Annotated in this window: 21 protein-coding genes; 3 read left to right on the top strand and 18 right to left on the bottom strand. The window is 31.0% G+C overall.

Annotated elements, in window-relative coordinates; translation table 11 throughout:
* Position 1: 1 nt before the first annotated feature.
* Positions 2–595, bottom strand: a complete 594-nt coding sequence (locus ACFWUA_RS07415) for a DUF4230 domain-containing protein (protein ID WP_416197411.1) — start codon at positions 593–595, stop codon at positions 2–4.
* Positions 596–753: 158 nt separating this feature from the next.
* On the opposite strand from ACFWUA_RS07415, the gene ACFWUA_RS07410 reads away from it, so the two are divergent.
* Together ACFWUA_RS07410 and ACFWUA_RS07405 are read left to right on the top strand one after the other, a co-directional pair.
* Positions 754–1434 (top strand): Crp/Fnr family transcriptional regulator, encoded by a 681-nt coding sequence (locus ACFWUA_RS07410; RefSeq protein WP_416197410.1) that lies wholly within the window; start codon positions 754–756, stop codon positions 1432–1434.
* 198 nt (positions 1435–1632) lie between these two features.
* Positions 1633–3015: an NAD(P)/FAD-dependent oxidoreductase gene (locus ACFWUA_RS07405; protein ID WP_416197409.1), complete on the top strand. Its 1383-nt coding sequence runs from the start codon at positions 1633–1635 to the stop codon at positions 3013–3015.
* 43 nt (positions 3016–3058) lie between these two features.
* On the opposite strand, the gene ACFWUA_RS07400 is transcribed toward ACFWUA_RS07405, so the two are convergent.
* The 13 genes from ACFWUA_RS07400 to ACFWUA_RS07340 form a co-directional block, all read right to left on the bottom strand.
* On the bottom strand, positions 3059–3535 hold the full coding sequence (locus ACFWUA_RS07400) for a glycine/sarcosine/betaine reductase component B subunit (protein ID WP_416197408.1): 477 nt from the start codon (positions 3533–3535) through the stop codon (positions 3059–3061).
* A gap of 14 nt (positions 3536–3549) precedes the next feature.
* On the bottom strand, positions 3550–4305 hold the full coding sequence (gene prdD / locus ACFWUA_RS07395; protein ID WP_416197407.1) for a proline reductase cluster protein PrdD: 756 nt from the start codon (positions 4303–4305) through the stop codon (positions 3550–3552).
* Between the two features lie 48 nt (positions 4306–4353).
* Positions 4354–5079, bottom strand: coding sequence for a D-proline reductase (dithiol) protein PrdB (gene prdB / locus ACFWUA_RS07390; RefSeq protein ID WP_416197406.1), 726 nt, complete (start codon positions 5077–5079; stop codon positions 4354–4356).
* Positions 5076–5333, bottom strand: a complete 258-nt coding sequence (locus tag ACFWUA_RS07385; protein ID WP_416197405.1) for a CBO2463/CBO2479 domain-containing protein — start codon at positions 5331–5333, stop codon at positions 5076–5078. The genes prdB and ACFWUA_RS07385 overlap by 4 nt, the downstream gene beginning before the upstream one ends.
* An 8-nt stretch (positions 5334–5341) precedes the next feature.
* Complete coding sequence (gene prdA, locus ACFWUA_RS07380) at positions 5342–7423, bottom strand: D-proline reductase (dithiol) proprotein PrdA (RefSeq protein ID WP_416197404.1); 2082 nt, start codon at positions 7421–7423, stop codon at positions 5342–5344.
* A gap of 20 nt (positions 7424–7443) precedes the next feature.
* A complete protein-coding gene (gene prdC, locus ACFWUA_RS07375; RefSeq protein ID WP_416197403.1) occupies positions 7444–8751 on the bottom strand; it encodes a proline reductase-associated electron transfer protein PrdC in 1308 nt (435 codons plus the stop codon).
* A 364-nt stretch (positions 8752–9115) separates the two neighbouring features.
* Positions 9116–10243, bottom strand: a complete 1128-nt coding sequence (locus ACFWUA_RS07370; protein WP_416197402.1) for an ABC transporter permease — start codon at positions 10241–10243, stop codon at positions 9116–9118.
* Between the two features lie 4 nt (positions 10244–10247).
* Entirely contained in the window at positions 10248–10985 is a 738-nt protein-coding gene (locus ACFWUA_RS07365; RefSeq protein WP_416197401.1) for an ABC transporter ATP-binding protein, read from the bottom strand.
* Positions 10975–11280, bottom strand: a complete 306-nt coding sequence (locus tag ACFWUA_RS07360; protein ID WP_072744311.1) for a hypothetical protein — start codon at positions 11278–11280, stop codon at positions 10975–10977. Before ACFWUA_RS07360 ends, ACFWUA_RS07365 begins: the two co-directional genes overlap by 11 nt.
* Complete coding sequence (locus ACFWUA_RS07355; protein WP_416197400.1) at positions 11277–11813, bottom strand: RNA polymerase sigma factor; 537 nt, start codon at positions 11811–11813, stop codon at positions 11277–11279. The genes ACFWUA_RS07360 and ACFWUA_RS07355 overlap by 4 nt, the downstream gene beginning before the upstream one ends.
* 19 nt (positions 11814–11832) lie before the next feature.
* Positions 11833–12576: a hypothetical protein gene (locus ACFWUA_RS07350; RefSeq protein ID WP_416197399.1), complete on the bottom strand. Its 744-nt coding sequence runs from the start codon at positions 12574–12576 to the stop codon at positions 11833–11835.
* Positions 12566–14749 carry a M1 family aminopeptidase gene (locus tag ACFWUA_RS07345; RefSeq protein ID WP_416197398.1) on the bottom strand — a complete coding sequence of 728 codons (2184 nt, stop codon included), beginning with the start codon at positions 14747–14749 and terminating at the stop codon, positions 12566–12568. Before ACFWUA_RS07345 ends, ACFWUA_RS07350 begins: the two co-directional genes overlap by 11 nt.
* Positions 14739–15632 (bottom strand): ABC transporter ATP-binding protein, encoded by an 894-nt coding sequence (locus ACFWUA_RS07340; RefSeq protein WP_416197397.1) that lies wholly within the window; start codon positions 15630–15632, stop codon positions 14739–14741. The genes ACFWUA_RS07345 and ACFWUA_RS07340 overlap by 11 nt, the downstream gene beginning before the upstream one ends.
* Positions 15633–15897: 265 nt before the next feature.
* On the opposite strand from ACFWUA_RS07340, the gene ACFWUA_RS07335 reads away from it, so the two are divergent.
* The gene (locus tag ACFWUA_RS07335; RefSeq protein WP_416197396.1) at positions 15898–16041 is read left to right on the top strand and encodes a hypothetical protein; all 144 of its coding nucleotides are present in this window, start codon (positions 15898–15900) and stop codon (positions 16039–16041) included.
* 73 nt (positions 16042–16114) lie between these two features.
* On the opposite strand, the gene ACFWUA_RS07330 is transcribed toward ACFWUA_RS07335, so the two are convergent.
* The 4 genes from ACFWUA_RS07330 to ACFWUA_RS07315 form a co-directional block, all read right to left on the bottom strand.
* Positions 16115–17113 (bottom strand): class I SAM-dependent methyltransferase, encoded by a 999-nt coding sequence (locus ACFWUA_RS07330; RefSeq protein ID WP_416197395.1) that lies wholly within the window; start codon positions 17111–17113, stop codon positions 16115–16117.
* A 177-nt stretch (positions 17114–17290) separates the two neighbouring features.
* The gene (locus tag ACFWUA_RS07325) at positions 17291–17716 is read right to left on the bottom strand and encodes a GNAT family N-acetyltransferase (RefSeq protein WP_416197394.1); all 426 of its coding nucleotides are present in this window, start codon (positions 17714–17716) and stop codon (positions 17291–17293) included.
* Positions 17717–17868: 152 nt separating this feature from the next.
* Positions 17869–18000, bottom strand: a complete 132-nt coding sequence (locus ACFWUA_RS07320) for a hypothetical protein (RefSeq protein WP_416197393.1) — start codon at positions 17998–18000, stop codon at positions 17869–17871.
* A gap of 24 nt (positions 18001–18024) precedes the next feature.
* On the bottom strand, positions 18025–19215 hold the full coding sequence (locus ACFWUA_RS07315; RefSeq protein WP_416197392.1) for a hypothetical protein: 1191 nt from the start codon (positions 19213–19215) through the stop codon (positions 18025–18027).
* Positions 19216–19232 lie beyond the last annotated feature (17 nt).

The following is a 19232-nucleotide window of genomic DNA, read 5'->3' as shown; positions in this document are numbered from 1 at the left end:
GTTATTTAAACAAAATTTTTATGTTTTCGAAACCCATATTTTGTAGGAAAGAGTTGAGAATCTCTTCTGCATTTTTTTGTGCCTCGTTTAGAAGACCTTTATTTATGACTTCTTCCTCCATATTTTTCTTTTCTTTTACAAGAACATCATATAGATCTTCAATTTTTAATTGATTAAATATGGACTCTCTTTCATCATAAACATACACATCTTCCTCATTTATTACATTGTCAAATACCTTTGGCTTGTCCAATACAATTTCTACACTCTTTTTATCCTTTACATTCACTTCTACAGTTTCTAAATCTATTCCTGCCTTTATATAGCCACTGTACTTGATTAGGAACCCCTTGCTTGTAAATGGGATATTCATTTCATTGAATTTCTTGTTGTCCTTATATGAAACCACATTTGTATAATTGTATTTAACCGTAGACAACTCCAATATTTTTGACACTTGTTCTTCCACTGTATCTGACAAAATGCTTGTTTCCTTTGTAACTAGAGACTTAAAATAAAAGAACAATCCTGTTACAATTGCTAGACAAATTAAAAATATTGTAAAATAATATTTCTTACTTTTCTTTTTAAACACTAAACCAGCTCCTTAAAGTAAAGTCATATTTAATTCTACAAAAAAATACGCCATCTTTCAATGGCTAATTTTTTTGTTTAGTACTATGTCTTTTGTTGATTTAGCAAACATTTTATATTAAAATGATGATAATCTATATTATCCCTTTGGAGGTCAAAATGAAAAATATTATTCCTGTATTAAATAAATGCGTACTCTTTAAAAATATATCTAAAGAAGAAATAGAAGCACTTTTAAATGAAATATCCTATAATATAAATACATATAAAAAAGATGAAATAATTGCTCTTGAGGAAAGCAAATGCACCAATTTAGGTATGATACTTGAAGGAAAAGTCGAAGTCCAGAAGATATTTCCCTCTGGAAAAGTCATTGCCCTAAACAACTTTAGCGAAGGAAATATCTTTGGCGAAGCATTAGTGTTTTCAGAGAAGAATGTCTATCCTTCAACTATTGTGTCCACAGATGATACAAAAATTATGTTTGTCCAAAAAAACGACATAATAAAGCTTTGCAGTAGAAACGACAAATTTTTAAACAATTTTATGACAGTTCTTTCCGACAGAATTCTCATGTTAAGCGGAAAAATAAGAAATTTGTCATATGAAACCATAAGGAAAAAAGTGGCAAACATATTGCTAGAAGAATATAAAAAGCAAAAAACGGTATTTTTGACTTTGCCATATTCGAGAAAAAAAATGGCAGAAATGTTAAATGTACAAAGACCATCTTTGTCAAGAGAGTTAATAAATATGAAGGAAGAAGGCATCATAGATTTTGATAGAAATGTCATAAAAATATTAGATGTAAATCTACTGGAAAAATGTATGTTTAATTAATTTATATTTATATTCTATGCATCAAGTTAATTCTATTATTTATTGTAATTTCATATTTTCATATATTGCTAAAAATAGATATTTATTATAATATGGATTTGAAATTTATGCTGGAAATCATGAAAAAATATTTAAGTATAAATTACATGCAAATAAGGGTATTATTAGATAGGAAAGCAATCTAGGGGGGATTATCAAATGAACTATGATGTAATAATTGTGGGAGCTGGTCCTTGTGGAATATTTACTGGACTAGAGCTAAAAAAATTGAATCCAGATAAAAAAATACTTATTTTAGAAAAAGGAAATTCAATTGAAAAAAGAATTTGTCCTAAAAGGAAAACTGGTATATGTGTAAATTGCAATCCTTGCAATATCACAACTGGTTTTGCAGGTGCAGGTGCTTATTCAGATGGAAAATTGTCTTTGTCTCCAGATGTAGGTGGCAACCTTCCAGAATATATTGGATATGAAAAAACTCAAGAATTAATTAAATATGTTGATAATATTTATTTAGATTTTGGTGCTGATAAAAGAGTCTATGGAATTGACTATAAAGACAAAATCCACGATATAAGAAAAAAAGCTATAAGAAGCAATTTAAAACTTGTGGAATGTCCCATAAGGCATATGGGAACAGAAGTAGGATATACTATTTATGCTAAAATAGAAAAGCATCTAAAAGATTTGGGAATTGACTTGAGTTTTAAAAATCCAGTTGAAGACATTTTAATTGATGATAATAGAAATATAAAAGGTGTCATTGCTGATAAAGAATATTATGCTGATAAAGTGATTATCTGTGTGGGTAGAGAAGGCTCTGATTGGCTGAAAAAATTGTGCATGAAACATGACATTGATACAGAAACAGGAGATGTTGATATAGGAGTTAGAGTGGAAACAAGAAATGAAATAATGGAAGAACTAAATGAAGCCATGTATGAAAGTAAACTCATATACTATACTCCAACTTTTGATGATAAAGTAAGAACTTTTTGTACAAATCCTGGTGGAGAAGTATCTACAGAATACTATGATGGAAATTTAGCTGTTGTGAATGGTCACAGCTATAAATCTGATGAACTAAAAACTCCAAATACGAATTTTGCACTATTAGTTACAAAACACTTCACAAAACCTTTCAATTCTCCTATTGAATATGGTATGCATATAGCTAAACTTGGAAATATGCTTTCTGGAAATAAGGTACTTGTACAAAGATATGGAGATTTTAAAAGGGGGAGAAGAACCAGTGAAAGTAGACTATATAGGAACAATATCATCCCTACTTTAAAAGATGCAGTTCCTGGAGATTTAAGTCTAGTTCTTCCTCATAGACTTTTAAAAGATATAGATGAAATGATCATTGCTCTAGATAATGTAGCTCCCGGCCTTACTAGTGATGAAACTCTTCTTTATGGAGTAGAAGTCAAGTTTTATTCAAATAAAGTCCTAACTACCGGTAATTTTGAAACCAATATAAAGGGACTTTATGTTGGTGGAGATGGTGCAGGTATCACAAGAGGACTTATGCAAGCAAGTGTCAATGGAGTAGTGCTAGGACGAATTCTGAGTAAATAATTAAAAGGGACTAATTTCAAAAAAATTAGTCCCTTTTAATTATTTATATACTTTTTTCTTTTCTTTGCATCTTCAACTTTAAAAAAGCCAATGCTTTTTTTGCATCTATTTCTACTACAGTGTTTTCACCTACAACTTCTGTTTCAATTCCCTCTTTGGACTTGTTGAAATCTACTATAGTATCCATGTATTCATTTTTTACTACAAATTGTCCTTGAGTACCGACAAAACTAAGTCCCACTACAGGAATACCTCTTTTGCCTATTTCTTCTATGGTATTGGCATAGTCTACATGACTATTACCCCAACCATCGACAGAAATTATGACACCATCTGCTCTCATAGCTTCTACCCAAGTAGCTGCTCTTTGCCCTACAAACATCTTGTCCGCATTGTCTTGCGGAGTTCCAACAATGATTATTCCTAACAAATCTATATCTTTGTCATTTGAAACTACAGAAAGCAGTGGATCTCTAAAATGATGAAGTGTAGTTTCTTTTGTAGACGGTCCTACGCCCATTTTAACACCACCTTTTAATGCATTGCCCTAAGGGCACCATCTCTGTATTCATTTGGAGTAAGTATTATAGGTACATTCCCTATATCTATAATAGATTTTCCTCCATTGTATCCGCATGGTTCATTCCCAAACAGTCTAGTATCATACATGGCGCCTTGACCTGCAACTTGCTTTATTATGACAACCTTTTTCCCTTGAGGCCTTATAGTGTCTAAATATTCATGCTTTTCATCACAAAATCTTCCATTCATATTTTTTAAATAGTCTCTTATTTCTTGAACAAGACTATCACATACTCTATGGGCTGCTTCCGGGCCTTTCCTTGTAGCTCCCATTCCGCTTTTCAATACCACATCTACATGAATTAGAATATCATCTTTAGCTGGAGTTCCCGGGCGGTCGAATACAACCTGTTCACTCAATATCCCCTCTGATGAGCCAAATTCAGCAACTTGAATTCCATCCTCATCAACTCCTGTAAGCATAGTACAAACCCCAGTGAGTACATGAGTTATTCCTTCTCCAAGCCTTCCCAATACCTTAGTAGCAATAGGCAAAAAATCCATTATGGAATTTACATAAATATCTCTTTCATCAGGATTTATAATATTTATATTTAGACCCTTTATATATTCTTCTTTTGAATTTAAAATCCTGTCCTTATTTATATATAAAACTCTATCATCTATATATGTTTTTTCTGAAAATTCTACTTTTTCTATGTGAAAAGCTTTTATGACAAGCCTTCTCATTTCTATCTCATTCTCCATAAAATCACCACCTGACACTTAAGCCTCCCAATATCGGGAGGCTTATTGTTATACCTTTGCTATATATTCATATGGAAGAGGTACTACCTTCCCTGGAGTATCTATTTCCACAAGTTGTTTTAACGTATCTCTAAGGATATTTCTTTGCATTTCAGGATCATTTGGCCTTCCAGCATTAGCTCCCATAGGTACAAGAGGAGCCACTGCTCTAGGTGTTCCTGTCTGCTTTACAACAGGAGGCAATGCTGCAATCAATATTGTAGGAATCCCCGATTCCTCAATTGCTCTCTGTACAAGTACAGCAGAGCGATGGCAAGTACCTCACCCAGCAGTCATAACAACTGCATCCACATTTTCGTCTTTCAAAATCTGTGCAATAGCTGGTCCAGTTTCGTTCTTAAACTTTTCTTGATTTCCTCCACCACCCATAAATCCTATATGTGTAGGAGCAACTTCTTTTATAAAACCCTCAGCTGCAAGTTCTCTTAATCTATCTATAGGAAACATACAATTTATATCCTTATTTACATCTCCATTGTCATATCCACCATGAGAAACCATCAAATCCTTGGTATTTACATCTCCTGGTATTGTCCTGAATGTGAAGTCCCCTGCAAGATTAAATCTCTTGTCAGATTTCAAATGAACTCCTGCAGCAGTTGCAAAAGCAACTCTCATCTCATTTAAAGGTTTCTTCACTGGAGCCCATACAGGTGGAGGTGTAATAGGTACATATATCTCTGATTGTAAACCCTTAACAGTTGTTAAGCTCATTTACTCACACCTTCCTTTCTATTTCTCTTTTCTATATTGCTCACATATTTTTCATTGGGTTCTTCCGATAAAACTTCTATGAAACTCATATTAAATCCAACTTCCTGTCCAACTTTTAACGGATAATCCGTTATAAGCATTCTCATAGGTATTTTCATGAATCCAAGTCTTCCTTTTAAATCTATAGACACACATCCATCATGAATTTCTACTATGATGCCCTGCATCTGGATTATTTTGTCTCCATATTTCATAGCAATACCTACTTTGTTGAATATTTTTCAAGTCTTTTTTGACTCATAGGAATTGAAGTTTCATTTTCAACTCTTTCAATCTTTATGCCTGTAGTTCTTTCAATTGCCTCAAGATTGCTTTCCTTTACATTTGGGTTCCATTTTCTTTCAGCACTTTTCACTTCTTCCCCTGCCATAGCAGTTTTAAGCATATAAAGAGCTCTTATAGCATCTTCCTTGCACAATGTATTGCAAGCTAAAACTTCATTTTCTATACCTGCTTCTGATTTGTTGTTATCAACCATATACTTCATATATTTATTCCCAACTACTAATGCTCCTTGAACAGCACAGAAAGACATTCCAACTACTTCAATTCCCCTCATTCCTATCTGCTCTATATGACTTGCAAAATCTATGTGATTGTTCCCAAAACCTTCAGTTGTAACCACTGCTCCATCCACATCCATTGTTTCAACAAGCATACCAAGTCTTTCAGAAACATAGAATTTCTCTGCATTTATCTGTGGACTTCCTACAAATACAACTCCACAAAGATCTATTTCTGGATCATTCATAGCTTCAAGAACAAGTGGTTCTCTCCAATAATGTCTTGAGCATTCCTTAGAAGCTGGTCCAATACATGTTAGAGCATGTATTCCTCCATCAAGAACTTCAAGGGGTGACAATACTACAGGAACATTTCCAAGGTCAACATTTGGTTTTCCTCCAAGAACTCCAACAGGTTCAACAGGAAGAATCAAATTGTCATGCATTGCCCCTTGCCCCATTATTTCTTTAACTATAACTACTTTCTTTCTTCCTGGCCTTCTATACTGCTGAAATTCTTCGGTATCTACAACATTACTTTCATCAAGTTTTTTTAGAGCTTCTCTTATCTCTTGAGTGATATAATCTGTAGCCCTATGAGCTGCAAGAGGTCCTGGTCTCTCCATATTTGTCCCTGCTGCAATAGTTACTTGAGTTTTTATAAATATTTCTCCCTTATCTGGTGCTCCTGGTCTTCCCCACATAATATTTTCTTCAAGTATTCCTTCTGATGAACCAAATTCACCTATCTGAACACCATTTTCATCAGTTCCAGTGACCATCATTACTACCCCATCTAGTACTCTTGTAGTTCCTGTACCTAATTTATCTTCGCCTTCTTTTGTAGCAATTGGTTGAACATCCATTATAGTTTCACTATAAGTATTGTATTTATCTGGAGTAATAATGTCTATAACTATATCTTTTACTAAATGGTCAGCTTTCACTGCATCTTTACATATATCTTCTCTTATATAAAGAGTTTTTCCTTCTATTTTAGTTTCAGGTCCAAATTTTACTTCATCTATCTTAAAATGTTTTTTCACAAGTTTTCTAACTAATTTATCTTCATATTTTGCTGTTGGCTCTTCTATAGTTTTCGACTCCATCTCTTCTTTAGGAGCTTCAACTTTTACTGGAGAATTTGTAGCAACTCCTCCAACTCCTAGAGGAACTTCTATATCTATTCCTTTTCCTTCACTTATTTTTATCTTTAAAATTCCGCCATTAACAACAGTGGTTTGAGAAATCTCTTGAGATTCAACTGCCATATCTTCATACCCTTCAAGCATATCAGCTGTTATGGGAGTCAATGCAACTACATCTTTTTTTAGTTTCTTCCCTACAACTTCTTTTCTAGAAAGTACCCTGTCATTTAAATCTATAAGAAGAGAATCTGAAAGTTTTTCAAAATGCATTGGATTTTCTAAATCCTCTATACCTATAACTTCTCCTCTGCTTTTGTTATATTTCAAAACAGCTTTCTCATCCTCTTGGGTCAATTTTGCTTCTTTTACTTCTTCAATTTTTTTCGCCCCTTCAACTATATCTGGAGTGATTGGTGTCAGTGAATCTATTGTTTTTATAAGCTTTGCTCCAATTACTTCACCTATTTTCAAACAATCATCTGGAATAGTCAAAAGTCCTGAATCAACAAGATCTGGAAATATACTTGGATCTTCTAAATTTTCTGGTGAAATTATTGTACCTTCTTCTGTTCTACAACATACAACAGCAACTTCATCTTTCATCTCTGCTGCATGTTCAGCACTCATTGACATATATAAAAGCCTCCTTTCAATTATTTATTTTCTTCCTCCATAGGCAATCTTCTTGTCAATGGATAATCTAATGTTCTAAAAACATGATCTGTATGATGATATACAGGAAGTCCCATTTTAGGTGCACAACACATTACAGTGTTGGAACAGTCACTGCAGTTGGAAATAAGAACTCTTTTTGCTCCACCTTTCTTAAGAGTCATAATTGCCTCAACTTGTCCTGGACAATCTCCTGGAGTTTTGCATTTGTTGGCTCCCCTTACATCTACAACATTTTTACATTTTGCCACAGCAACAACTTCTGCACCCATTTTTGAAGCAACATCTCTAAGTCTTTCTTCATTAGCACCACAAGCACATACCAAAAGCCCTATAGGACCTTCATATTTAGGGAAAGGTATAGTAACTATTACGCCTCCTGACACTTTAGTTACAACCGCACTATCTAAATCTTCTGCCTTTCCTGTATATGGCCCTCCAATAATTATTTCTCCATATTCCCCATCAATTCCTCCACAATCTTCTATGAGATCTACAATTGGAGTTCCAATAGGTACCTGAAAAAGAATATGGGGCTTATTTCCACCTTTTAGCTTACCTATAACAGTTATATCCTTATCTATGACAGGTTTTCTATCTTCAACAGCTCTTGTTATATTCGAAAGGGTTTCAGCATTCAAAACAACACAACCTGCTTCAAGAGGAAGCTGTGTTGGTTCAAGCCATTTGCCAAATATAGCATGAATAATTGCTCTTTCTTCTCCCATAGGATACATATCTTTTAGTTGTTTTACTTCAATATTCTTGGAACCTGATAAGTATTTATTTATAGCTTCAATTGCCTTAACATTTTTTGCTTTTATTGCTATATATGCTTTTTGTGCTTTTGTTGCTTTCATTGCATATTCTATTCCCCTTATGACAATTCCAGGGTCATTTTCTAGCAAATTTATATTGTGATGAAGTGCAGGTTCACATTCAACGCAGTTTGCTATTATATAGCCATTTGGTATTTCAGCTTTAAGTTTTATATGGGTTGGAAAACCTGCTCCACCGGCCCCAACTATTCCTGCTTCATAAACTGTATCAATTATTGAATCACATTCTTTTATTCTTATATAGTCCTTGTCTTGAACATCATCTGCAAGTATGACTATTTCTTTATCATTTATAGCCTCTACTTTTCCAGAAACACTTGAATGTATTTTAGCACCTAGTCCTGAAGGCTCTGCAATACATTGCCCTCTTTTTACTTCGTCTCCAATTTGAACAGTTGGAACGCAAGGTGCTCCTACATGCTGTTTCAATCTAATTGATATTCTTTTCAAAGTCGTCACCCCCTATAAGTCTTTAATTATCATCATTAAATATAGCAAATATCATGCCACAATACTACTTATTTATATAAACTTATATGAAAACATGTACAAACCATTGATACTTCTAGCTTATTTTAACCTTATAATATAAAATAAATCGTGAAATTTAAAAAAGTAAGTGTCGTAAAAAAGGCACTTACTTCGATTATAAATTTCTTCATCATATATAATTTTCATATAGGGTTTTAATTTACCTGTTTGTGAGTCATGTCGTTTTATCGACTATATGTCTATTTTTAGTCAGTATGATGAATCCACAAAACAATCCAAATATAAGCTCAATAGAAACAATAATTATACGATATAATACAACTTAAAATTTATCATCTAACACACATCTCTTTCTATTCCAAAGTTTTACTGCTACAAAAAGTAATATTGTGGATAAAATTGTGTAGAAAATTCTATTTATGAATATACCATGCTCTAAAGGTCGAAACTCTGAATAGGGGACTATATTGTTAAATCTAATTATATATTTTGAAATTTGGTTGTTGTGTATATCTATACTATACATCCAATATATAAACTGTATAATAATAGGGACAATACCATTATCAAAAATAATTTGAAGTACATAACTCAAAGATGTAACAAACATGATTGTAGGTAAAATCCACAATATTGAATATTTAAAAAAGGCTGTATAGGAAATACTATCGCCAGTTGCCTTTGAAAAACCATGAAACAGCCAAGTAGCATGCCCTGCCACTAGCAATACTATAATAAAAGCCGTAAGCACATCAGCTAAATACTTTCCTCCCACATATTTAAAAGATGATATTTCAGTAGTATATATAAGTTCATCCGTACCATATCTTTTATCATTCACAAAAGTAAAGGCAGTTATAAATACCATGAAAAAGCCTATTCCTATTCCAATGTAATCAGCAAAAAGCCTAGCATAAGCATTGGTAACCTTATCTTCTTTAAGAATGGATTCGTATTCCTTTTTCTCTACTTCGTAAGGCTCTTTGCTAGCGAAACATAAACGATAATAGTCTTCACTATAGGCTGTGTTTCCTCCTAAAGTTCTGTCTACTTTTTCCCTAATATTTTTAAATTCATTATAACTCATGTCAAAGGAACTATCTTCAAATTCTTCAATAGCTTCCTTTAAAACAGCTTTCTGTTCATCATTTATTTTTTCATATACTCTATTGATTCCTTTAATCTTCAATGTATCTCCTTTTTCATAATCCACTTTCATATTTTCATATACAGATTTCATAAGTACTTCATCATTAAGTGTCAATACACTTTCTTTTTTTCCCAAAAGAACTTTAGTATCTGTTCTAGAAGGTATGGGCTTCACCCAATCCCTTTTTAAATCTCCAATAAATTGAGTATAATAAAATAAAAAGGTAGATACTATTAAAATAATAATAGTAAAGCTTGTAAATTGGTGTTTTAGTTCTTTTGAAAAAATCTTGCCAAACATAAGTCTACACCTCCCTTATAAACTTCATATAGGCATCTTCTAATGTTGGAGAAATCAACTCCGCATTTGAAGAAGGTTTTTCTTTAGCTTGTTCGATCATATTTCTAACTGTACCATCATAGACAACTTTGCCTTTGTTTAAAACTACTAGAGTACTACAACTTAATGCTATATCTTCAACAACATGAGTTGACAGCAATACCGTCTTATGCCTTCCTATTTCAGAAAACATGTTTCTTATTTTAATCTTTTCTTCTGAATCAAGTCCTGCTGTTGGCTCATCTACTATCAATACTTCTGGTTCTCCTACCATAGCTACTGCTATTCCAAGCCTTCTTTTCATTCCTCCAGAAAGAGCCTTTGTCTTTACCTTAAATAGTTCTTGTAGATGTACTTCTTCTAATTTAGATAATATTTCACTTCTAGACAATTTTCTATTAGAAAGTGCAGCAAAATAATCTAAAACTTCATATACTGTAAAATTAGGATAAAAAGAAAATTTTTGAGGAAGATAGCCTATTATCTTTCTTATTTCTTTTTTATTTTCAACACTTATTCCATCAAAATAAACTTCTCCTGAAGTTTTAGGTATTAAAGTTGATAATATTTTCATAAAAGTTGTCTTGCCTGCACCGTTTGGTCCTAAAAATCCATAAAGTCCTTTATTTATATTGAGATTTATATTGTCTAAAACTCTAGTAGAACCATAATCCTTTGTAAGATTCATAACTTCAATGTTCATAGTAAATTTTCCTCCTTATCTCTCTGAATGAAAAATATTCATAGAGTTGAGAAGCGCTCAAAAAAACGAAAGTAGATATTGTTAGTGACACTATCTCTAAACCCAGTTTAAAATATAAAGTTAATGCTAGGACAGTTGAGACTCCAAATATTAATAGAAACCAACGAAGTTGTATTTTTCTCAACACTCTTTTGTTTTCTCTAATCTTTTCAAGTTGAGACTTATCATATTCTAAAATTCTAACCCGATTCCAAACTTCATTTAAATATTTGTGATTATCTTTGTTACCATTCATTTAATGCACCTCCCACTAATAAATCCTTCATTACATAACTCTTTTAATCTTTTTCTTCCACGAAAAATAGTTATTTTAACTTGAGCTAAACTCATTCCCAGTACTTGGGATATCTCTTTATAAGACATTTCTTGAAAAGCATATAGATATAATACTTTTTTATATTTCTCATTTAAATTATTAAAACTCTTTATAAGACTATCCCTACGTTCTTTATCTATTATCTGTTCTTCAGGAGAAAAGGTAGAAATAGCATTTATATCTAAAATCACATTTCTTTTATTCTTTCTAATATAATCAACTGCTTTGTTGTGAATAATAGAAAACAAGTAAGCTTTTGAAGTATTATAGCTTTTAAGCCTTTCTCTATATACAAAAAAAGTAGCAAAACTATCCTGTACTATGTCTTCAGCAGTATGATAATCCTTCAATATACTTATTGCAAATTTTGTAGCTTCCTCTCTATATTTAATCACAAATTCCTCAAAAGCTTGTTCATTTCCTTCTTTCAATAATTCTAATTGCTCATCCACCTTTTCACCTCCAACTACACTACTTTTTTTCTCCTTTCTTACATGTATATACTAGAAACATTATTCCTAATAGGATAAACCCTAATCTAGTATAAATAAATGAACTTGGCATTTCAAAAGGCACAACTTCCATTTCCCTTCCTATGAGCATTGAAAATGAATACATATTGAAAAAATTGTTCCCAAATATATCTGCCCATATGGGTATTATATTACCGCCTAGGTTTAAAGCTCCCATCAAAAATGCTACAGGAATCAAGCCATAAATTAATTTTATATTTATCTTCCCTAAAAACATGCTAAGTCCTAAAAAGAATATAAATGTTGGAAATAAAAAAACAAATATAAGGTTAATAAAACTTCCAAACTCATTATATCCAAACATAGCTTTATAATATATAAAACTCATAAAAATTGGAACTAAAGATGTCAGTATAAAAGTAACAAACACAGCAGCAGATTTAAGTATATAGTATTGAGTTTGGGATATAGGTGATGAAAGCACAATACTCCTTGCTCTCATTTCCTTATCATTAAAAGTATTCGATATGATAAATATCATAGCAACCATTAACAATGGAGAAATCAAATTTAGGAAAAGTGTATATGTCCAATCCGAAAAAGGTGCTGTTCCCATATATCCACCTGTTATTAATCTCGTCAATAAATCATAAGTACTCGCTACAATCAATAAAACAATATACAAGTATTTTTTAGACCATACAATTCTTTTAATCTCATACCTTAATAAATTAATCAACATCAATTGCCTCCCTAGTAAGATTCATTTCTTGAAGAAATTCATCATAAGTCAAATCTTTCAACAGATGTCTTCTATATACTCCTTGTATTCCTTCTAAAAAAACTTTTTCCCCTTGAATTTCTTCTCCTTTTAAAAGCTTAAGAGGCATTAAATAATACAATTCAGCTTGTCTTTTTTCCATTTCCAATGATCTAATAAACCTTTCATTTAACTTCTCTTTCATATCATCATTATTTATATAATAATAATTTTTAAGTTCGTTTACTCTGTATTTCCAAGGTTGTAAGAAAACACCTGAAGAAACCATGTCCCCAAATTCCTTCTGTATATATTTATATGAAAAATAGTTTGCAAGCCCTTCACACGACCAAGGAGTATCATCTATAACATTTACACCTGTTCCCCACCATTGATGAGCCACTTCATGAGCTATTAAATTTAAGTCATTGGCATAAATGTCTACTTTTCTAAAATCTTCTATTTCATTATTTTTATTCAATATAGAATACATGCTATTATCACGATTTATAGTATTTTCAGCAAAAGTTATAACATTTTCAGAAGAGTGACCTCCCCTCTTATATATGGAAACCTCAACAATCTTTAATGGATAATCTTTTGAATAATATTCACCAATATTTTGGGTATAATACTCCATCATACTTTTTATGTGATCTACTATTTTCATATTGTCCACATATTCTTCATGCTTTGGTGTATAGTAAAACTCAACAGCTACATTGTTAACCTCTATTTGAGCTTTTTCATATTTGGCCGCAAATGCTCCAATATCTGCAGTATGAGAACTATATTCAAATATCCACTTTTTATTGCCATCAATTGTTTCTACATCTACAAGTCTACCTGGTACTACCATAGTTAAATAATCTGGTGCTATATAGTATCCAGAAATATCTATCATATCTCCCTCCGCAATTAGAGGCCTAAAAATCCAATTTGAAGCCTCTAGCAAATATATGCTCTCCTTTGAAATATATCCAGGCATTCCTCTACCTACACCATTTTTATCACATTTGACACTTCCACTATAAAAAATATCTACATTCACCTTTTCTACATCAGGAATAGATACTTCAATAACATTTTTATTTTTAATCTTTTGGTATACTATTTCTTCCCCATTAACTTTTAAAGAATTTATTTTTAGTCCATCATTTATATCAAACTTAATTGTATTTGAACCGTTGTTTATAAAACTATATGAAACATGAGCATCCATCTCTCCATTTTCACTATCAAATTTAATTTCTGGACAGATGCCATCTAAACAAATATTTTCATCTATGGATATATCTAAGTCATTCATCAATTCCATAGTATAGGGTTCCTTTGTATAAGTACATCCACTTCCCAATATGACAAGTATAGTTAAAGTTAACAATCCTTTACTTTTCATATTAATTAAAAATGAACTACCTACACCACTTTCATATCTTCTCCTAAATAATAATCCTATACCAAATATGGATAGGGAAATTAAAAACCATAATAATCTATTGTAGATAATAGTATTACCTATAGGACCTATGCCTGCAAAATCTGAAACGATATCCAAATTTGTTCGTACCCAAGTTAACAGATAATTATTTGATTCCAAACTATTTATAAAAATCATTCCAAAGGTTATAACGCTCATATCTAAACTCTCTGTTAAAAGATAGAGCCCAGATATCATCAAAATAGAAAACAAAAGTGTTGGGAAAAATATTATGAGGTAGCTAAACAGGTAATATGATATATCAATCGGAATATTATATATTAACTTTTGTATAGCCATGACTGCTATCATTCCAATTATAGTTGTTATAACAGCATAAAATATTATAGAAAAAATTCGAGCACCTATTATATATAAATAATCTAAATTTGATTCTACAATAGTTCTACTTCTCTTTCTCTTATCTTTATCCAATTTAAGTACAGTAAATAAAGCAAACAATAGAGAGCAAATAGTAGCTCCAAACTTTGCTGAATTAAAGGATATAGTTGACGAATTTCTTTTTATATAAAATAAGTTGAAATCATTTGTCATGTTCAATGAATTGATTCCTATTGCCAATATAATACATGTAGCTAGAATCAATAAAATAATGACCTTTTCCTTGAACATATATTTAATCTCATTCTTGACCAATAAAATCTTATTTGCCATTTTGAACTTCTCCTTTCAGCATACAATATACATAAGCATCTTCTAAAGAAGGGGTTATCTTTTCAAAAGATGATGGCAAACTTTCAGATACTACCCTATATTTAGTTCCATTTGGAGTAATTACAGTGGAAGTAATCTTGAATTCACCTTTCATTTCACTTTCCAATATCTTTTCTCTATCATTCCCTTTAATCTCTATAGTTCCTACATGATCCAAAGCTTCTTTAACCAGTTCACTAGGTTGTCCAACAAAAAGTATATTACCTTTATTTAAAACTATAATTGAATTGCATATAGATTCTATATCTTCAATAATATGAGTCGATAGTATAACTATCTTGTCCTTTGACCCTTCTGAAAAAAGGTTTCTAAACTTAATTCTTTCTTCCGGATCAAGTCCTACTGTAGGTTCATCGACTATCAATAGTTCTGGATTATTTAGTATTGCCTGAGCAATACCTACTCTTTGTTTTTGTCCTCCTGAAAGGGTTTTTATCCTAAACTTCCTTTTTTCTTCTAAGCTTGTCATACTAATGACCCTGTCAATTGATTCTCCTTTGTTCTCTTTTATACCTTTTAGACAAGCCATATAGTCTAAAAATTCTTCCACGGTGAGTTCCTCATACAGTCCAAAATCTTGAGGCAAATAGCCTAATCTTTCTTTCAAATGCTTTTCATTCTTATTTAAAGGAACTCCATCTACTGTGATACTTCCACTTGTAGGAAGCAATTGTCCTACCAACATCTTCATAAGTGTACTTTTCCCTGCTCCATTAGGACCTACAAATCCAATCATAGCTGGAGAATTAATTTCCAAATTGATATTATCAAGTGCCTTTACACCTTTATATTTTTTGCTGATATTTTCTAATTTTATATTCATTTCATCACCCTCCACTATATATTCGGGAAATGAGTATAAAAGTTACAAAAAAATTAGATGTTATAATAATGTCACCATTTGCATTCTTGATTCGTGTATATAGTGAAGCGGTTGAAAAAATGGTGAAAAACATTGATATATCGCCTATTTAGGAAGCGATATCAGAAAGGTAGAAAAAGGCGAAGGGGCAAATCTAAATCGTTTAGATACTCTAGAACCAATTTGTCTACGAGGTATTAAGTATAAAAGTGGAGAAACACAAGAAATGTTTTCATCTGGAGGAGAAAGCAGATTTGATGAAACTGAAGAAAATTATACTGAATCATTATGTTTTGATAAAATAGTTGATGTAGATAATCTTCAAGCATTATTATTTGGAGAACAATTATCTGAAATACCATTACATTAATATGAAATGATAAACGGGCAGGAAACTAATCTGCCCATTTTCTATGATTCATCTCTTAAAAATCTCATGTACCTTATTTTCTTGCCTGGAGCACACAAAATTCAATTTTTGTATCAACTATTGGAAATCCATCAATTCCCACACCCTTAAGGATTTCACCTTCAGGTGTTGGTTTAATATTTGCTAAAAATGAATTGGCTATATTGACATTCCAACCTGCTCTTTTAAATGTTTCAATCGCATTATCTCTTGTAGCATAAGCTGTACTTAAATATTTATTGAAAAAATCCAGATGAATTTTGTCATCTTCATCTATAAAAAACATAATGGGCATAAATGTACCTTTAGTTATTCTATCCATCTCTTTTATTACTTCCCCTGGTTGTTCAATGTTTTGAAGCCCCATATTACTAGTCAACATTTCAATTGAATTATCTTTAAAAGGGGTTTTTCTTGCATCAAATGCTATTAAACTCAATCTATCATATAAGCCTTTGTATTTATAATATTCTTTATTCCTAGCAAGAACTGTAGGACTAAAATCAGTAGCAACAACATAATTATTTGTTTGTTTTAACAACTTTTCTACAAGATAACCTTTGCCACTTGCTATATCTATTATAGGTTTATTAGATTCAATATTGTTAATTATAAAATCAATTTGACTTTTCCAACCCTCAATATAATCTTGAGTATAAATTTTTTTTAAGGCTTCTTTAAACATCCTAGAACTTGTCATATAATCTTTCTTCATTTCAAAATATAGAGCTTTAAACCAATAATCAGCACCATTCAATTCTTCTTCTGGTGTATTCATTAATTTTTCATAAATATCTGGATTTTCCTTCAAATATTTTTCTAACCCACTTTCACTCTGCTCCCAAAGATCATTTCTAGATAGTTCATTAGTGAGAAATACTGCAATTTCATCTCTAACTTCATATACCGATTGACATGATGAACAAGTCACATCTGCATTAATTATTCTATCTTTATCCTCATCTTTTATATCCCATTTCAATTGATTATGACACAATGGACATACAAACATATCAATATAATGTTTATGCATTTTTATTCCCCCAATAACATTTTTTATATCTCTATAAATCTAGTATCTTTTATTATATTCATAGGGTTTCCTTTCTAATTCTTGTATTGGTTATTTTTAACTTTGTTTTTTGGGCATTCTAGTACAATTTACTTGACAATCTAAATTTTCTAGAAAGCTAAATAGATAAATTTATCACTACAATTTTTTTATGAACAACTTAAAATCATGGTCCTCTGGTTCAAACATTGAATTTTCCATAATTTTTTGTGAGGGAATATTTTCAACGCTAACTAAACTAGTCATAATTTCTAAATCCATATCCCTAAGTAGCATAATTACTTCTTGTATCATTTTTTTACCAATTGATTGATTTCTATACTTTTCCCGCACTGCAATTAAATCAATCCAAACACCATCATAATGTGGATTACTTACAAACAAAAGCCCTATATATCCAACAGGTTTATCATCTTGATAATAGATATAGAGTTTATAATTCTTGTTGGCTTTAATCTTTTGACATAATGTTTCTGCATCATATTTAATGTCCATAAAAGATTCATTGTCTATAAAAATTAAATCTTGAGCCATCTCGATAGAATAATCGAATTCTATAAGCATTATATATCCCCTCCTTCTTCATCAAAAAATAAATCTATGTATTCAATATTCCTCATCTGTTATTATTTATTAACAATAATATGCAGATGCTCTGTCACATCTGTATATTAGGACCCGATAAAAAGCTTTCTGCTCCTGCATAAGATACTATATTAAAACCAGCCTTTTCTACTTCTGCAATTGCTAACTGTACTATTGTATTCTATCTTAGAATATGGATTATTGAGTCTATTCCACTCATATTCGGCAGCTTCATCATAATATTTTTTAACGTCATCAGTCATATTTATCACCCAACCTTTTTTTATTTATATAATGCTAAAGCTTCTTAAATATCTTCCTTCTCCATTTATATATTCTGGAGATTGTACAAAACCAACTTGAGCTAAATATTCATTTGTAAAACCAAAGACTTGATGCCACAGTTCTATTGCTATTTCTTTCATACTGTTTTCATGTTTTATAGCAGTTAATTCAGTGGCTTCTTTTTCAAATCTATCAAAAGTAGATTTAACTATATCACATATTTGATTTAGTACAATATCTGATATTTCATTAATAATCTCATTATCAGACCTTTCAAAAACAGGGACATTACATTCTATAGTGCTATCTTCCTCATTTATACTTAAATATTCAAGTTCCTCAAGAAATTTAACCATATCTTTTTCATTTTTAGATAATTTATTATAAACTATTTCATTCTTATAACTCTTCCAAACAATTTCACCACATTTTTCTGCAATCTCACTATTTTTTTGTTCTATTAACCTTATATAATCTAAATTTAGCTCATTAAATGGCGTTGCACTTTCAAGATTTTTTTCAACTTGTCTAAAAAACCTAAACACATCTTTCCTGGTACCATCTGAATCTCCAAAACTATTGAAGATAAAGTTTTGACTTCTATAATTATTGCTACTACACAGTAGTTTATTACTATGACTTTGTACACTTTCGCTATCCTCATATCCAAATATTATATAATCTCTATTTCCTGGTTGTATTTTAGAAGATAAAAAAATATTCTTCTCTTCAAAAAAGTCAAAAGCTGTACCATCAAAAATATCATCACAAACTATATGATATAATAGCTTTTCTTTAGGAAAAGAAGAATAGTTAGATAACTTAGATATTTTTTCATAAATCTGTTCCTTTATATCAATTATTTTGCTACCTATAATTTCTCCAATATCCTCAAAATACTTATCTAATAATGGCATGTCCTCTTCTAAAAACACAGGAAAGTTTAATTTATATTTGTTTTCAATTATATCTATTGCATTAATATATTTTAAACTTTCTATTATACAATCAAATTCTTCTTCACTAATTCTTATTATTTTTATAATTTCATCCTTTGATATGGAATATGGCTCATTGTGTGCTATTAAATATAATATCTCTGGTACAAATTTTTTGCTACAAACATATCCAGGATTATATTCATCATAAGAACCATTATCTCCAAAAAAATATATATCCAATTTCTTATTCATATCTTATTCACCTCATC

The sequence above is a fragment of the Sporanaerobacter sp. genome, assembly GCF_047830725.1.
In the GTDB taxonomy this organism is placed as follows: Bacteria; Bacillota; Clostridia; order Tissierellales; family Sporanaerobacteraceae; genus Sporanaerobacter.
Note: the sequence above shows the minus strand (reverse complement) of the source record. Positions and strands in the feature narration are given on the sequence as shown.

Coding starts and splice junctions, on each gene's coding strand:
- ACFWUA_RS07410 (WP_416197410.1), top strand. CDS start 754: ATGAAAAATATTATTCCTGTATTAAATAAATGCGTACTCTTTAAAAAT.
- ACFWUA_RS07405 (WP_416197409.1), top strand. CDS start 1,633: ATGAACTATGATGTAATAATTGTGGGAGCTGGTCCTTGTGGAATATTT.
- ACFWUA_RS07400 (WP_416197408.1), bottom strand. CDS start 3,535: ATGGGCGTAGGACCGTCTACAAAAGAAACTACACTTCATCATTTTAGA.
- prdD (WP_416197407.1), bottom strand. CDS start 4,305: ATGGAGAATGAGATAGAAATGAGAAGGCTTGTCATAAAAGCTTTTCAC.
- ACFWUA_RS07385 (WP_416197405.1), bottom strand. CDS start 5,333: ATGAAATATGGAGACAAAATAATCCAGATGCAGGGCATCATAGTAGAA.
- prdA (WP_416197404.1), bottom strand. CDS start 7,423: ATGTCAATGAGTGCTGAACATGCAGCAGAGATGAAAGATGAAGTTGCT.
- ACFWUA_RS07370 (WP_416197402.1), bottom strand. CDS start 10,243: ATGTTTGGCAAGATTTTTTCAAAAGAACTAAAACACCAATTTACAAGC.
- ACFWUA_RS07365 (WP_416197401.1), bottom strand. CDS start 10,985: ATGAACATTGAAGTTATGAATCTTACAAAGGATTATGGTTCTACTAGA.
- ACFWUA_RS07360 (WP_072744311.1), bottom strand. CDS start 11,280: ATGAATGGTAACAAAGATAATCACAAATATTTAAATGAAGTTTGGAAT.
- ACFWUA_RS07350 (WP_416197399.1), bottom strand. CDS start 12,576: ATGTTGATTAATTTATTAAGGTATGAGATTAAAAGAATTGTATGGTCT.
- ACFWUA_RS07345 (WP_416197398.1), bottom strand. CDS start 14,749: ATGGCAAATAAGATTTTATTGGTCAAGAATGAGATTAAATATATGTTC.
- ACFWUA_RS07340 (WP_416197397.1), bottom strand. CDS start 15,632: ATGAATATAAAATTAGAAAATATCAGCAAAAAATATAAAGGTGTAAAG.
- ACFWUA_RS07335 (WP_416197396.1), top strand. CDS start 15,898: ATGTTTTCATCTGGAGGAGAAAGCAGATTTGATGAAACTGAAGAAAAT.
- ACFWUA_RS07330 (WP_416197395.1), bottom strand. CDS start 17,113: ATGCATAAACATTATATTGATATGTTTGTATGTCCATTGTGTCATAAT.
- ACFWUA_RS07325 (WP_416197394.1), bottom strand. CDS start 17,716: ATGCTTATAGAATTCGATTATTCTATCGAGATGGCTCAAGATTTAATT.
- ACFWUA_RS07320 (WP_416197393.1), bottom strand. CDS start 18,000: ATGACTGATGACGTTAAAAAATATTATGATGAAGCTGCCGAATATGAG.
- ACFWUA_RS07315 (WP_416197392.1), bottom strand. CDS start 19,215: ATGAATAAGAAATTGGATATATATTTTTTTGGAGATAATGGTTCTTAT.